The organism is Bacillus sp. FJAT-49736 (genome assembly GCF_018343615.1).
Classification (GTDB): Bacteria; Bacillota; Bacilli; order Bacillales; family Bacillaceae_C; genus Margalitia.
Genome location: NZ_JAGYPI010000005.1, coordinates 140,238 through 154,647, shown reverse-complemented (window position 1 = coordinate 154,647; position 14,410 = coordinate 140,238). Strand labels below are relative to the sequence as shown.

13 protein-coding genes are annotated in these 14,410 nt (G+C 37.1%); 10 read left to right on the top strand and 3 right to left on the bottom strand.

What is annotated here, in order from left to right; all coding sequences use genetic code 11:
- From KHA87_RS20470 to KHA87_RS20460, 3 genes are read left to right on the top strand one after another with little or no spacing between them, the layout of a single operon-like run.
- Complete coding sequence (locus KHA87_RS20470; protein WP_213096000.1) at positions 1 to 831, top strand: aminoglycoside phosphotransferase family protein; 831 nt, start codon at positions 1 to 3, stop codon at positions 829 to 831.
- Positions 832 to 845: 14 nt separating this feature from the next.
- Entirely contained in the window at positions 846 to 1,451 is a 606-nt protein-coding gene (locus KHA87_RS20465; RefSeq protein WP_213095999.1) for a GNAT family N-acetyltransferase, read from the top strand.
- 11 nt (positions 1,452 to 1,462) lie between these two features.
- Entirely contained in the window at positions 1,463 to 1,849 is a 387-nt protein-coding gene (locus tag KHA87_RS20460) for a group-specific protein (RefSeq protein ID WP_213095998.1), read from the top strand.
- 38 nt (positions 1,850 to 1,887) lie between these two features.
- Here the strand turns inward: KHA87_RS20460 and KHA87_RS20455 are convergent, their stop codons facing one another.
- From KHA87_RS20455 to KHA87_RS22490, 3 genes are all read right to left on the bottom strand, one after another.
- A complete protein-coding gene (locus KHA87_RS20455) occupies positions 1,888 to 2,067 on the bottom strand; it encodes a hypothetical protein (RefSeq protein ID WP_213095997.1) in 180 nt (59 codons plus the stop codon).
- A 15-nt stretch (positions 2,068 to 2,082) separates the two neighbouring features.
- Positions 2,083 to 3,348, bottom strand: a complete 1,266-nt coding sequence (locus KHA87_RS20450) for a helix-turn-helix domain-containing protein (RefSeq protein WP_213095996.1) — start codon at positions 3,346 to 3,348, stop codon at positions 2,083 to 2,085.
- A 175-nt stretch (positions 3,349 to 3,523) separates the two neighbouring features.
- Complete coding sequence (locus KHA87_RS22490) at positions 3,524 to 3,649, bottom strand: hypothetical protein (protein WP_283249473.1); 126 nt, start codon at positions 3,647 to 3,649, stop codon at positions 3,524 to 3,526.
- 457 nt (positions 3,650 to 4,106) lie between these two features.
- Between KHA87_RS22490 and pcrB the strand changes: the two genes are divergently transcribed.
- From pcrB to KHA87_RS20415, 7 genes are all read left to right on the top strand, one after another.
- Positions 4,107 to 4,793, top strand: coding sequence for a heptaprenylglyceryl phosphate synthase (pcrB, locus tag KHA87_RS20445; RefSeq protein ID WP_213095995.1), 687 nt, complete (start codon positions 4,107 to 4,109; stop codon positions 4,791 to 4,793).
- A gap of 177 nt (positions 4,794 to 4,970) precedes the next feature.
- On the top strand, positions 4,971 to 7,178 hold the full coding sequence (gene pcrA / locus KHA87_RS20440) for a DNA helicase PcrA (RefSeq protein ID WP_213095994.1): 2,208 nt from the start codon (positions 4,971 to 4,973) through the stop codon (positions 7,176 to 7,178).
- Between the two features lie 23 nt (positions 7,179 to 7,201).
- Positions 7,202 to 9,208: an NAD-dependent DNA ligase LigA gene (gene ligA / locus KHA87_RS20435; protein WP_213095993.1), complete on the top strand. Its 2,007-nt coding sequence runs from the start codon at positions 7,202 to 7,204 to the stop codon at positions 9,206 to 9,208.
- A 110-nt stretch (positions 9,209 to 9,318) separates the two neighbouring features.
- On the top strand, positions 9,319 to 10,467 hold the full coding sequence (locus KHA87_RS20430) for a CamS family sex pheromone protein (RefSeq protein WP_213095992.1): 1,149 nt from the start codon (positions 9,319 to 9,321) through the stop codon (positions 10,465 to 10,467).
- A 184-nt stretch (positions 10,468 to 10,651) separates the two neighbouring features.
- The gene (aceB, locus tag KHA87_RS20425; protein ID WP_213095991.1) at positions 10,652 to 12,244 is read left to right on the top strand and encodes a malate synthase A; all 1,593 of its coding nucleotides are present in this window, start codon (positions 10,652 to 10,654) and stop codon (positions 12,242 to 12,244) included.
- Between the two features lie 15 nt (positions 12,245 to 12,259).
- Positions 12,260 to 13,534 carry an isocitrate lyase gene (gene aceA, locus KHA87_RS20420; RefSeq protein ID WP_213095990.1) on the top strand — a complete coding sequence of 425 codons (1,275 nt, stop codon included), beginning with the start codon at positions 12,260 to 12,262 and terminating at the stop codon, positions 13,532 to 13,534.
- A gap of 159 nt (positions 13,535 to 13,693) precedes the next feature.
- The gene (locus KHA87_RS20415) at positions 13,694 to 14,296 is read left to right on the top strand and encodes a Rok-like winged helix domain-containing protein (protein ID WP_213095989.1); all 603 of its coding nucleotides are present in this window, start codon (positions 13,694 to 13,696) and stop codon (positions 14,294 to 14,296) included.
- Positions 14,297 to 14,410: the final 114 nt, after the last annotated feature.

The window sequence follows — 14,410 nt, the reverse complement described above, 5'->3', positions numbered from 1 at the left end:
ATGGAATCTATTTTAAAAGAATTGATAAAGGAAAAGGTTATCGAAAATAAAATATTGGATATTAGAATGTTAAATGGCGGAACTTCGAGTCAAGTTGGGCTTTTAATAATAGAGGATGGACAAAGAATTGTAATTAAGGCAAACAAGCCCCAAGTAATAGAAGCAGAATCTTACTTTTTGAGTTTTTATCAAGAGATTCAAATGTTTCCAAGATTAATATATACCGACCCTGCCTTCAACTATATTCTATATACATTTATAACTGGTGAGATGAATCCAGGAAGTTATAAAAATGCTTTGAAAGAATTGGTTAGTACGGTAATTAATCATTACGAGCCATTTTCGGAAACACATAAGTGGGGTTATATGGATGCCCCTACTGACTCATGGCAGAATTATTTATTATCGGAGGCAGCGTTTGCGAAAGAGCGTCTGACTTCCGTTTTAAGCAAAGAAGACTATCTGCTTGTCCTTTCATTAATTGGTAAACGTTCTTCGAATGAACCTTTTTTATTACATGGTGACTGTGGAGTTCATAATTTTCTTTTTGAAAATGGAAAGCTTTGTGGAGTCATTGATCCAACCCCGGTTATTGGAGCGCCAATTTTTGATTTGGTATATGCTTTTTGTTCCACACCAAATGATTTATCGAAGGAAACGATAATGGAAGCGGCAATTGCACTAATATTTCCTGTTTCTGAAAATGAAGTAATAGAAAATGTGATAATTGGATTATATATCCGGATCTCTAGATGTATTGCCCACCATCCACATGATTTACCACGATATTTGCAAGCGTGGGATGAATGGAAGAGGATATATTTTGAATGAGAGGGAAAATGGTAATGGGAAAACTATTTAATAATCAGCCTGTACTAGATCATAACCGTCTACAGCTTATACCTATGGAAGAATCCCATGCGAAAGCCTTACTGGATATTAATGACCCAAGTATATGGGACTTTATGTTACTTCGAGTCAGTTCATTAGAAGAAATGGAGAATTGGGTTAATGCAGCTATTAATGGGAGAGAAAATGAACAGCTTCTGCCTTATGTGGTTCGTTTGAAGGAAACCGGAGAAATAATCGGCACTACTCGGACTTATGGGTTTGATTTTCAAAATAGATCCTGCGAAATTGGCTCAACATGGTATGCTAAAAAATTTCAGCGCAGCTTTGTCAATACTGCTTGTAAGTTAACCCTGCTCCAATTTTGTTTTGAAGAACTTCACATGATTCGTGTCCAGTTCAAAACAGATGAAAGAAATGTTCGCTCTCAGAAGGCAATTGAGAGACTGGGAGCGAAAAAAGAAGGAATCCTCCGAAACGAAAGAATTTTACAGAATGGGTATATCAGAAATGCGTGCGTATATTCTATTACAGCAGAGGAATGGCCAGTGGTAAAAAAGGACCTCTTAGCTAAGGAAGATTATTATAAAACACAATCGTAAGGAGAAGAAAAATGAAGTTTTATATTGCTTCAAGCTTTCAAAATGTAGAGACTGTCAGAAATCTTTCTAGAAAACTTGTAGAAATAGGTATGCAGCAAACTTATGACTGGACCCAAAACGAAAGAACCTCAGCAGAAGAAGAATTAAGAAAAATAGGGGTAAAGGAGAAGGAAGCAGTTTTAGAAAGCGACATTTTTATTCTTGTTCTCCCAGGCGGAAAGGGAAGCCATACAGAACTAGGCATAGCCATTGGTTCGAGAGTTGGGAGGATATATATTTTTTCCCCAGGCTCAGTGAGTGGACAGGAGACTTTGGCAACAACTTTTTATCATTTGCCGGAAGTAGAGATTGTTCATGGATCTGTGGGGGATTTGGTGGAATTACTAATAAAAAATTAAAAAAAGATAACATCAGTTATCTTTTTTTTTCTCAATTATTAAGATTCAAATGAATAGAATGATGCGCTAAAAGTAGAGAATAGTTTGGGTTCCTTCTCTCCACCTGCACCTAAGTATTTTACATTATCTTTAGAACTATTTAATTGTGTATGATTAGCAAACACAAACCCACCTACTAGAAATGTACCAATAACAAAAGTCATAATTACCTTTTTCATTTTAGTCGTTCCTCCCTATATTTGCGTTATTTGTTTATATGAAAAGTTGACAAGTTTATAGTAATTTGTAGCGTTTTTATATTTATGAAACTTTTCGAAATGGTTTGCAAGTAGTTCTGCATATTCTGTCAACTTAGCATAATTTTTTTGTTCTTTTAAATATGGAATAAACTCATTAACCATCATATTTTCAAAGTTTTCATCGTCTTTTTCAATTAGATAAAGATAAGTCTTTATTTCATAATAATATGAGAGATATTGATCTTTATTACTATCATTTAACCAACTTAAAGCCTCAGAAATCCTTTTTTTTGCTTCTACAAAGTTATCCCTTCTATATGACTCATCAATGATGGATGTTAAAGCTAAAAGACGGTCATCTAAAGATACATCAATTTCATTTACTATTTTATCTAAATGTTCAATTGCCTTATCAGTATTTCCTTGAACGTAAAATAAATATCCTAAATTTAAATGAGTTAACTGTATTATTTCATTGTCATGAATTTGTTCGGCTAACTTTTTTGCTAATTCATAATTATTAATTGCTTCATCGTGGTTGTTAATTCTACGATAGGAAATTCCTAATAATAAGTGACATTCAGCACAACGTGAAAAATTATATATTTGTCTATAAATTTCTAGAGCTTTATAAGATGATCGTAATGCTAAAGATGTAATCCGTAATTTGCTGTATGTAAGTGCCAATGAATATTCCAAATCTGCAATTTCTTCATCAGAAAGCTCTAAATTAATTACTAGATCCTGTGCAATTGTGTAATATTTAATCGCTTCATTAAACTCATTATTCAGATAGTAGTAGTTTCCATTGAACTTACTCCAATAATATTTTTGCTCTAAAGTAAAAGTTTTATTGAAATCACGAAGGTAATTAATTTGGTCAAGTGCTTGTTTAAAGTCACCTGTTTTTAGAAAGTATCTGATTAAGTGAATCTTTAGTAGAATTTGTAACTCTAAGTCTTCAATTGAGTTAGAATATTCTTTTATCTCTTTATACTTCTCTTTCAATCTTTCTACATCATTATTTGACAATAGCAGTCGGAACCAATCGTGACATAAGGCTTTTGTTTCGTCATCGATTTGTCTGTTGATTTCTATCCCCAGTCTTAGACAGAGGAGCTTGATGACTTCATCGTTAGGTTCGATCTTGCCGTTTTCGATTTTAGATAAATAGGAAATAGAAATGATTCCTTCGGCAAGTTCCTCTTGAGTTAGGTTTTGTTTTATGCGATTTAATTTAATAATTGCACCAATGTTCATATTAACCACCTATAATACATTATAGCGCAAATATTATTTAAAGTGGTAATAATAAGAAAACTTTTAAGAGATTTATTAACTTTTTAATTTGAATATAATGCAGGGAAAGATTATTTCCCTGCGGTATGAAAATATTAGCTTCCAATAATGTATGTCTATTAGTCTGTGTCAATGGTCATACGGACAATTTAACTTTTTGAAGCTTTGGCTCCTTTTTATCATTCAGCAGAATATCAATTTTGTAAATTAAGGAATCAATGTCTTTTTTAGTAATTTTCGATGGGGTTGTTTTCTTACGCATTTTAACTCCTCCTTACAAATTTTTTGCTGGGTGAACTTCTTAATGTTATAATAACACACTTTATAGGACAATTAACTTGGGAAAATAACATGAAATATGGAGCATAAAATACTCATTTTCTTTCAAGTTTTCCTAAAAGAAATAAAAAATTGAGAAAAAAGGATGACTTTTTGCCTATTATTTGATCAACTTAATTTTTAAATAGGACGAAACTGTATCTTCAGTAACAAGTATTTTCAAAGTTTTATATAAGAATATTTCCTAAGGCTCTTTTCTTAAATTTTGTTGTTTTCCAGTTGAAAACCTTAGTAGCGGGATGTTTTTTGTAAAGAATGAGTATCTTTGTTAGAAAAGATGCCCCGAGCTAGGACATAAAATTGCTTGCCGGAAAATCTTTTTTGCAGGTTAACACAAATGCTATAATGATGTATGGAATAAAGGAATGGAGGATCAATCGATGTATGACGTTCGCGAATGGCGACACGCCTTTAAGCTTGACCCGAATAAGGAGATTTCTGATCACGATTTAGAAAAAATATGTGAATCCGGAACGAATGCTGTAATTATTGGCGGTACAGATGGAGTCACATTGGAAAATGTCTTGAATTTAATGGCGCGTGTACGCAGGTATACAGTCCCGTGCGTATTGGAAATCTCCAATTTGGAATCCATCACACCTGGCTTCGATTTATATTTTATCCCAACTGTTTTAAATAGTGAAGATGCAAAATGGATTAAGGGTGTACATCATGAAGCTGTAAAAGAATACGGTGAATTAATGGATTGGGAAGAAGTTTTAGTAGAAGGATATTGTATATTAAATAGTGATTGCAAGGCGGCAAAACTCACACAATCTATAACAAATTTAAGTAAAGAAGATGTGGAAGCATATGCCATGATGGCTGAAAATCTATTTAAGATGCCTATCTTCTATTTAGAATATAGTGGTGCTTACGGTGATGCTGAGATCGTAAAAGCGGTGAAGAAACATTTAACAAATACAAAATTATTTTATGGCGGCGGAATCAAATCCGTAGAGCAGGCAGAAGAAATGATTCAGTATGCTGATGTAATTGTAGTGGGCAATATTGTTTATGAAGACATTAATCAGGCTTTAAAAACAGTCCAAACCGTTAATAAATAACGCTTAATATTAAGACTCTAATGATTATGATTTGAATTTGGACATCTTTTCTTATTTTAATGGAAAAGTATAGCTTTCTAGACATAAATATAAAGCTCATGAAGATTGCTAGTAGTAATAGACACATAAAATAGAAAACGATATAATTAAGAACAAATGTTCTGGTGGTGAAAAGGAATGAAATTTTTAACAGATCGTTTGCTTACAGGATTAAATCCTGAGCAACAGGAGGCAGTAAAATCAACGGATGGACCCCTATTAATCATGGCAGGTGCAGGTAGTGGAAAGACTCGCGTACTTACACACCGTGTCGCCTATTTAATGGTGGAAAAGGGAGTGAATCCATATAATATCTTAGCGATAACCTTCACTAATAAGGCCGCACGCGAAATGAAGGATCGTATCGGAAAAATTATGGGCGGTGCAGCAGAGGAAGTATGGATTTCCACTTTTCACTCCATGTGTGTAAGAATTCTAAGACGTGATATTGACCGAATCGGCATTAATCGTAATTTTACTATTCTAGATCCAACAGATCAGCAATCCGTTATTAAAGGCATCTTAAAAGATAAGAATATTGACCCGAAAAAATTTGAGCCCCGTGCTATTCTTGGAACAATAAGCAGTGCGAAGAATGAATTAGTAACCCCTGAGGAATATTCTAAGCTTGTTGGAGGCTATTATGAACAAGTGGTTAGTGATGTATACGAGGAGTATCAAAGACGTCTTCGCAAAAACCAAGCACTGGACTTCGATGACCTTATTATGATGACGATTCATCTATTTAATCGAGTTCCTGAAACGTTGGAATATTATCAACGAAAGTTTCAATATATTCATGTGGATGAGTACCAAGATACGAATAGGGCACAGTATATGCTCGTTAAAATGCTGGCATCCAGATTTCAAAATATATGTGTGGTAGGGGATTCAGATCAGTCAATTTACCGTTGGCGTGGGGCAGACATTGCAAATATCCTTTCCTTTGAGAAGGATTATCCACGCGCTAAAGTCATTATGCTTGAGCAAAATTACCGTTCAACGAAAAGAATTCTTCATGCCGCAAACGAAGTAATAAAAAATAACGCTAATAGAAAGCCAAAGAAATTATGGACGGAAAATGATGAAGGACAGAAGATTTGCTATTATCGAGCGGATAGTGAACAATCTGAGGCCCAATTTGTGGCAGGGAAAATAAAAGAAATGGTGGATTCGGGTGAGCGCAAATTATCCGATATTGCTATTCTTTACCGTACTAATGCCCAATCACGTGTAATGGAAGAAGTTTTACTAAAATCCAATATTGATTACCACATTGTTGGGGGCATTAAATTCTACGACCGAAAAGAAATAAAGGATATCCTTGCCTACTTACGTTTGGTTGCTAATCCAGATGATGATATCAGCTTGCAACGTGTGATTAATGTACCGAAGCGTGGAATCGGCTCTACCTCCTATGATAAAATTGCCCGATACGCGGCAGATAATGATATATCCGTGTTTGCTGCACTGAAGGAAATTGATTTTATTGGTGTAAGTGCAAAAGTTGCGAAGGCTGCATATGAGTTTTATGAATTAATCAAGAACTATACACAAATGCAGGAGTATCTATCAGTAACGGAGTTGGTGGATGAAATTTTGGACAAGTCCGGCTACCGTGAAATGCTGCAAGCGGAAAAGTCATTGGAAGCACAAAGCAGACTTGAAAATATCGATGAATTCTTATCTGTTACCAAAAGCTTTGAAGAAACTGGAGAAGATAAAAGCTTAGTCGGCTTTTTAACGGACCTGGCCTTAGTTGCAGACATTGATCGCCTAGAAGAAAAAGAGGAAGACAATAATGATGCGATTGTCTTAATGACTCTCCACTCTGCCAAAGGCTTGGAATTTCCGGTTGTTTTTCTAATCGGATTAGAAGAAGGAGTATTTCCGCATTCTCGTTCATTAATGGAAGAGGTCGAGATGGAGGAAGAAAGACGTCTTGCATATGTAGGAATTACTCGTGCCGAACAGGATTTATATGTAACGAATGCAGCCATGCGGACATTATTTGGTCGGACAAATATGAATCCTGTGTCACGTTTTATTAGTGAGATACCGGAGGAATTGCTAGAGGTTCTACACAAGGAAGCAAAACAAAGGAGCCCATTTACAACACAACAGAGACAATTGAATCGTCCTGTAGCCCGACCTGTTCCAGTAAGTAGTGGAGCAGATGGACTGGAATGGAAGGTTGGGGATAAGGCGGAACACAAGAAATGGGGCATCGGAACCGTTGTTAGTGTAAAAGGAAAAGATCAATCGATGGAGCTTGATATTGCCTTTCCAAGTCCAATCGGCATTAAACGGTTACTGGCGGAGTTTGCACCAATTCAAAAGGTTTAATATTGAAATAAGGAGCTGTAGCTATGGATAGACAGACTGCTGAGCAGCAGATTAAGGAACTTCATCGTCTTTTAACTCAATATAATTATGAGTATCATGTACTGGATAACCCATCTGTTCCAGACGCGGAATATGATCGCCTTATGCAGGAATTGCTGCAAATTGAAAATGAATATCCAGACCTGGTAACACCGGATTCCCCTTCTCAACGGGTCGGTGCAGAAATCCTTTCTGCTTTTACAAAGGTAGAACATCAAATTCCAATGTTGAGTTTAGGAAATGCTTTTAATGAAGCGGATTTGCGTGATTTCGACCGTCGTGTAAAGCAAGGAGTGGGAGAAGATGTCGAGTATGTTTGTGAATTGAAAATTGATGGCTTAGCGATTTCTCTCCGGTATGAGCAAGGTTTATTCCGTCAAGGTTCTACAAGGGGTGATGGGACAATTGGAGAGGATATTACTTCCAATCTGAGAACTATTCGCTCTATTCCCCTGCGCCTTAACCAACCTATGTCGATTGAGGTTCGTGGAGAGGCTTATATGCCGAAGAGATCATTTGAAAACCTTAATCAACAAAAAGAGGAAAACGGTGAAGAACCATTTGCTAATCCAAGAAATGCAGCAGCAGGCTCTTTAAGACAGTTGGATCCAAAAATTGCAGCATCAAGAAATTTAGATATTTTTCTATATGCGATCGGCGATTTTACAGAAGCGGGTGTCACTACCCATAGTGACGGATTAGATTTATTAGAAAGGCTCGGGTTCAAAGTTAATAAAGAAAGAGAAAAGTGTGCAAGCATTGATGAGGTTATCCAATATGTAGAGAAGTGGACAACAGAACGTCCAAATCTTCCGTATGAAATTGACGGAATTGTTATTAAGGTTAATTCATTGCAACAACAGCAAGCACTTGGTACAACCGCTAAAAGCCCAAGATGGGCAATTGCGTACAAGTTCCCAGCTGAAGAAGTGGTGACAAAGCTATTGGATATCGAATTAAGCGTTGGCAGAACAGGTGTCATCACTCCTACTGCTATTTTAGAGCCGGTAAAAGTAGCGGGAACAACCGTTAAGAGGGCTTCTCTTCATAATGAAGATTTAATTCGTGAAAAAGATATTATGCTCGGCGATCATGTAGTCATTAAAAAGGCCGGAGATATTATTCCAGAAGTAGTGAATGTATTGGCCGAACGCAGAACTGGCGATGAAAAACAATTTTCCATGCCAACCCATTGTCCTGAGTGTGAGAGTGAACTAGTCCGATTAGAAGGAGAAGTAGCCCTGCGTTGTATCAATCCGAAGTGCCCCGCTCAAATTCGGGAAGGCCTTATTCACTTTGTATCCAGAGATGCGATGAACATTGATGGATTAGGAGAAAAAGTTATTAGTCAATTATTTAATTATGAACTTATTAAAGATGTAGCAGATATTTATGGCCTGCAAAGGGATCAGCTTCTTGCATTAGAAAGAATGGGAGAAAAGTCTGTTGCCAATCTTCTTGAGGCTATTGAGAAGTCTAAACAGAATTCCCTAGAAAAATTATTGTTTGGCTTAGGAATTCGTCATGTTGGAGCTAAAGCAGCCAAAACCTTGGCTCAGCGTTTTGGTACGATGGATCAGCTTATGTCCTCAACCAAAGAAGAATTGACAGATATTCAAGATATTGGTGAGAAGATGGCAGATTCTATTTTTACTTATTTTGAAAATGAAGATGCTCGTGAGTTAATTAGTGAATTAAAAGCATTTGGATTAAATATGGAGTATCTTGGACCTAAGCCTGTGGATACCAGTACAATTGAATCAAGTCTAGCTGGAAAGGTGATTGTCCTAACTGGAAAGCTGGAAAAGCTTACAAGGAATGAGGCGAAGGACAAGCTGGAAGCACTAGGTGCAAATGTAACGGGAAGTGTAAGTAAAAAGACAGATATCGTGATTGCCGGTGAAGAAGCTGGTTCAAAATTGACAAAGGCTCAGGAATTAGGAATTGAAATTTGGGACGAAGAAAGAATGCTTCAAGAATTTGGGGAATGAATTGAAACTTTTTATATGCTAGAGTAGTCTTTATATAGGTGGTATATCTGCTTAGCAAAATTGAATATAAGTGTGAACAGGCACTTATTGTGAAATAAGGTGGCATTTGCATGAAAAAGTGGTTGCCGGTGCTCCTAGCTGTTGTATTAACAGCAGGTTGTGCACCGAATTTTAGTAAGCAAGATCAAATTGTACAAAAGAAAAATAATAAAAAGGAAACAGCGATTGTTCCAAACTATCAAATTTCTAATCAATACTATCGAACAATCCTTCCTTTCAAACCAAGCAAATCGCGAGGACTTACGGTAAGTAATTTGAACACTCGCTATGACATAGATGAGTTTGAAACAGGACTAATGCGAGTCGCACAAAATCAATTTTCGCCAGATGACTATTTGTTCCAAGAAGGACAGTATTTAGATAAAAGTACTGTGTTATCCTGGCTAAATAGAAAATACACTTCGCAGCAATTAAAAGCTCAGAAGTTAAAACCCGAAGAAAATGTGGGGCTAAATCCGGTGGCAAGCGGTAAGGATGCAGCGAGCACACCAATTTATTTAGCACATATTTTAGAACAGGATTATTTAATTAAAACGAATAAAAATACAGTGAAACTAGGCGGAGTCGTAATTGGACTAGCTTTAAACTCTGTTTACTATTATCAAAAACAACAATATGGTGCTACCTACGATAAAACAATTAGTCATGCACAGGTAGCAAGCCATGGAAAAAGCATTGCACAGGAAGTCATAAAACGAATCCGTAATATCGATGGGTTGAAAAATGTTCCTATTACCATTGCACTATATGAACAAAAGGGAACAGATTCCGTTGTACCAGGAAACTTTTTTGCTTATACGACTGTTACAAATGGAAGTTCATCCATTGATAAGTGGAAATCGGTGAAAGAAAAGTATTACTTATTCCCATCGGATCAAGTGGATAAAGATTATCGTGATGACTCTCAATCATTTAATAATTTTAAAGACGATGTGGAGAAATATTTTCCAAATTATAACGGTGTGGTTGGCCGAGGACTATATGAAGATGGACAGTTAACAAAGTTGGATATTGAAATCCCAATGCAGTTTTATGGTCAATCCGAAGTAGTCGGATTCACTCAGTATATTACTGGATTAATTAGTGATTTTCCAGATCACATATCTTTAGAAATTAGCGTAACTTCTGTAAATGGTCCAAAGGCTCTGATAGTGCGGGAACCGGATCAGAAAGAACCTTTTGTTCATATTTATCAATAGAAAAAAAACTGCTGACAATTTTCATTTGTTAGCAGTTTTTTTTTGCAGTAATTTAAATTTTTGCTATTTGTTGTCGTAATAAATCGACCGAAAGATTCTGAAAAGTGGTTGCATTTCGAATCATCTGTTATATAATACAAATATGTTTGTTAAACTGTATTATAACATAATACGAGGTGAAGAAATGAGCACACAAACAAGTGGGATAGTAGTAGTTGGGGAGCTTAAGCCCGGATTTGAGGAGATACTGACTCCTAAGGCGCTTCATTTTGTGGAACAGCTTGAGAGACATTTTGGTGAAAAAAGAAGGCAACTGTTACAGAAAAGAAATGATAGACAAAAAGAATTGGATAAGGGAGTTCTTCCTCACTTTTTATCAGAAACGAAGCATATTCGTGAAGGCGAATGGTCGATTGCACCACTACCGGAGGAATTACGTGATCGGCGTGTGGAAATAACTGGACCCGTTGATCGAAAAATGGTTATTAATGCTCTTAATTCTGGAGCTAAGATATTCATGGCATGTTTTGAAGATGCGACCTCACCCACGTGGGGCAATGTATTGGAAGGACAAATTAATTTAAGAGACGCGGTTAATAGGACAATTACGTATGAAGGGATTAGTGGGAAAAAATATGAGCTTAATAAAAATACAGCTGTATTAGTTGTAAGACCACGCGGATGGCATTTAGAAGAAAAGCATGTGACAGTAGATGGAAAACCAATTTCTGCGAGTCTTTTCGACTTTGGTTTGTATTTTTACCACAATGCTGTTCGCCTAACCGAAAATGAAACTGGTCCTTATTTTTATTTGCCGAAACTGGAAAGTTATCTTGAAGCAAGGCTTTGGAATGATATATTCCTTTTCTCGCAGAAATACATCGGAATACCGAAAGGGACGATTAAAGCGACGGTTCTTATTGAAACTATTATGGCAGCGTTTGAAATGGATGAAATTTTATATGAATTGAGAGAGCATTCCGCAGGTTTGAATTGCGGGCGCTGGGATTATATTTTTAGCTTTATAAAAAAGCTTCGAAATCAGGAGAATGTGATTTTACCAGACAGATCGGTTGTAACAATGACAGTACCTTTCATGAGATCTTATTCACTATTAACTATTCAAACCTGTCATCGCAGAGGGGCACCTGCAATCGGTGGCATGGCTGCACAAATTCCGGTTAAAAATGATGCAAAGAAAAATGAGGAAGCATTTGCAAAGGTGAGGGCGGATAAAGAAAGGGAAGCGCGTGATGGCCACGATGGCACATGGGTGGCACATCCAGGTCTGGTTCCTGTTGCCATGGATGTCTTCAATCGTGAAATGCCGACACCAAATCAAATACATTCATCCAAACAACAACACATCCAAATAACAGAATACGATTTATTAGAGATACCGACTGGCTCTATTACAGAGGATGGAGTTCGTCAAAATATAAGCGTGGGGATTCAATATATTGAGTCATGGTTAAGCGGACACGGGGCAGCACCGATTAATCATTTAATGGAGGATGCAGCAACAGCTGAAATCTCCCGTGCGCAGATATGGCAGTGGATACGGCATCCTAAAGGTGTGCTAGAGGACGGTCGAAAAATAACGATGGAAATGTATGAGGAAATGAGAGATGAGGAGATGGAAAAGATTTGCAGAGATATCGGAGACATTGAGTATAGGGCAAGACGTTTTGATGAGGCAGTGCAACTATTTGATCGGCTAATACAGGAAGAAAATTTTATTGAATTTTTAACCATACCAGGTTACGAGATTTTATAAGGAGGACGGAAGAAAATGAACGAAAGAGTGGAAAGGCTGCAAAATGAATGGGAAATGGCAGAGAGATGGAAAGGGATTACGCGAAAATACAGCGCAGAAGAGGTGATTAAGCTAAGGGGTACTGTTGATATTGAGCACACTTTGGCGCGCAGGGGAGCGGAAAAGTTATGGGAATTACTCCATACGGAGGAATATGTTCCAGCACTTGGAGCTTTGACTGGGAACCAGGCTGTACAGCAGGTGAAAGCAGGCTTAAAGGCAATATACCTCAGCGGGTGGCAGGTTGCTGCCGATGCAAACCTAGCAGGTCATATGTATCCTGATCAAAGCTTGTATCCCGCGAACAGTGTCCCGCATGTGGTAAAGAGAATCAATCAGGCATTGCAGCGTGCGGATCAAATTGAGCATGTAGAGGGAAACACTTCGACTGATTGGTTTGTCCCAATTGTTGCAGATGCTGAAGCAGGATTTGGCGGGCAATTAAATGTATTTGAATTAATGAAGTCAATGATAGAAGCTGGGGCGGCAGCTGTACATTTTGAAGACCAGCTTTCGTCTGAGAAGAAATGTGGTCATCTTGGAGGGAAGGTGTTGCTTCCAACCCAAACAGCCGTCCGGAATTTGATATCTGCACGTCTTGCAGCAGATGTAATGGGAGTACCAACAGTATTAATTGCACGGACAGATGCAAATGCTGCCGATTTAATTACTAGTGATGTAGATCCATGTGACGAGAAGTTTATTACTGGTGAAAGAACTTCAGAGGGTTTTTATCGAACGATAGCCGGTATTGATCAGGCGATCGCCAGAGGATTAGCATATGCTCCTTATGCAGATCTAATTTGGTGTGAAACCTCTGAGCCTAATCTGGAGGAGGCAAAACAATTTGCAGAAGCAATTCATGAAAGGTTCCCTGGTAAATTGCTTGCGTATAATTGCTCACCTTCTTTTAACTGGAAAAGAAAACTTGGTGAAGAAACAATTGCATCCTTTCAAAAAGAGCTCGGGAAAATGGGCTACAAATTTCAGTTTGTTACCTTAGCTGGCTTTCATGCACTGAACAATAGTATGTTCGAGCTTGCAAAAGGATATAAAGAAAGAGGAATGTCCGCCTATTCCGAATTGCAACAGCGAGAATTCACCAATGAAAAATACGGTTACACTGCCACAAGACATCAACGGGAAGTAGGTACAGGATATTTTGATGAGGTTTCTTTGATAATCACTGGAGGCTCGTCCTCGACTACCGCCTTAAAAGGCTCGACGGAGGAAGAGCAGTTTACAAGTTAATGATATTTAGGAAAATTCATCCTTTACTGGGTGAATTTTTTATATATTTAGTTTGAAACTAGTAAAATATTCACAATTTTAAATATTTTATATATTAGCTGGTTTAATAGTTGTAAAATAGAAGGTGAAAAACCAAAAATTGAAAAGAGGTGGATATTTTTGAATTTAGAACAGGAATGGAATGAAAGGAAAGCCATTCATTTGCGGATGCTACAACTGCAGGAGGAATCAAAAGCTATTCGAACAGAATATGAAAAATTATTTAACAGGTTGCGAGAATTGGATTCTCTTAATATGGAAGCTGATAATAGTCATGAAGAAATCTATGAGCAGAAAGTAGAACTTGGATTGGAACCTACTAATGCAGAAGGCGCCGATATTTTTTCAAAGATTGATGAAATAAGAAGAAGTATAAGGGGACAATATTACGACGTTTCTACCGAAGAAAAGGAAATTACAAGAAAATCAGAGGAAGAGGCAGCTATCGTAATGGAACGTCGTCCAAGATCTCGCTCTAAGAAAATTACAGCTGCGGAATTACTTAGTGTACCGCCAATAAAGAAAAACCCCCAGTATAAAGATTATCTTATTTTGTCTAATTTAAAGAATAAAAAAAAGATGAGGACAGCGGAGGTTAAAAGGCTTCTAACCGAAAACGAAATTGATGTGAAAAATACCACTGTCATATTAAAGATTTTAATGGACAGATACCCTGAGGTTACAAAGGTAGGACATGGAATTTATGAATGGATAGAACAATGAGAAATTTACATAGTGCCGAAAGGTAAATTTACTTGTATTCAACCGGGTGATTAGCTCGGATTTTTTTATTTATATCATTTTATAAAGGAAATACCTTGGTGGAAGTGTTGGGAT

What these genes read in the sequence shown, in the direction of transcription:
- KHA87_RS20470 (WP_213096000.1), top strand. Translation starts at nt 1, where the DNA reads ATGGAATCTATTTTAAAAGAATTGATAAAGGAAAAGGTTATCGAAAAT.
- KHA87_RS20465 (WP_213095999.1), top strand. Translation starts at nt 846, where the DNA reads ATGGGAAAACTATTTAATAATCAGCCTGTACTAGATCATAACCGTCTA.
- KHA87_RS20460 (WP_213095998.1), top strand. Translation starts at nt 1,463, where the DNA reads ATGAAGTTTTATATTGCTTCAAGCTTTCAAAATGTAGAGACTGTCAGA.
- KHA87_RS20455 (WP_213095997.1), bottom strand. Translation starts at nt 2,067, where the DNA reads ATGAAAAAGGTAATTATGACTTTTGTTATTGGTACATTTCTAGTAGGT.
- KHA87_RS20450 (WP_213095996.1), bottom strand. Translation starts at nt 3,348, where the DNA reads ATGAACATTGGTGCAATTATTAAATTAAATCGCATAAAACAAAACCTA.
- KHA87_RS22490 (WP_283249473.1), bottom strand. Translation starts at nt 3,649, where the DNA reads ATGCGTAAGAAAACAACCCCATCGAAAATTACTAAAAAAGACATTGAT.
- pcrB (WP_213095995.1), top strand. Translation starts at nt 4,107, where the DNA reads ATGTATGACGTTCGCGAATGGCGACACGCCTTTAAGCTTGACCCGAAT.
- pcrA (WP_213095994.1), top strand. Translation starts at nt 4,971, where the DNA reads ATGAAATTTTTAACAGATCGTTTGCTTACAGGATTAAATCCTGAGCAA.
- ligA (WP_213095993.1), top strand. Translation starts at nt 7,202, where the DNA reads ATGGATAGACAGACTGCTGAGCAGCAGATTAAGGAACTTCATCGTCTT.
- KHA87_RS20430 (WP_213095992.1), top strand. Translation starts at nt 9,319, where the DNA reads ATGAAAAAGTGGTTGCCGGTGCTCCTAGCTGTTGTATTAACAGCAGGT.
- aceB (WP_213095991.1), top strand. Translation starts at nt 10,652, where the DNA reads ATGAGCACACAAACAAGTGGGATAGTAGTAGTTGGGGAGCTTAAGCCC.
- aceA (WP_213095990.1), top strand. Translation starts at nt 12,260, where the DNA reads ATGAACGAAAGAGTGGAAAGGCTGCAAAATGAATGGGAAATGGCAGAG.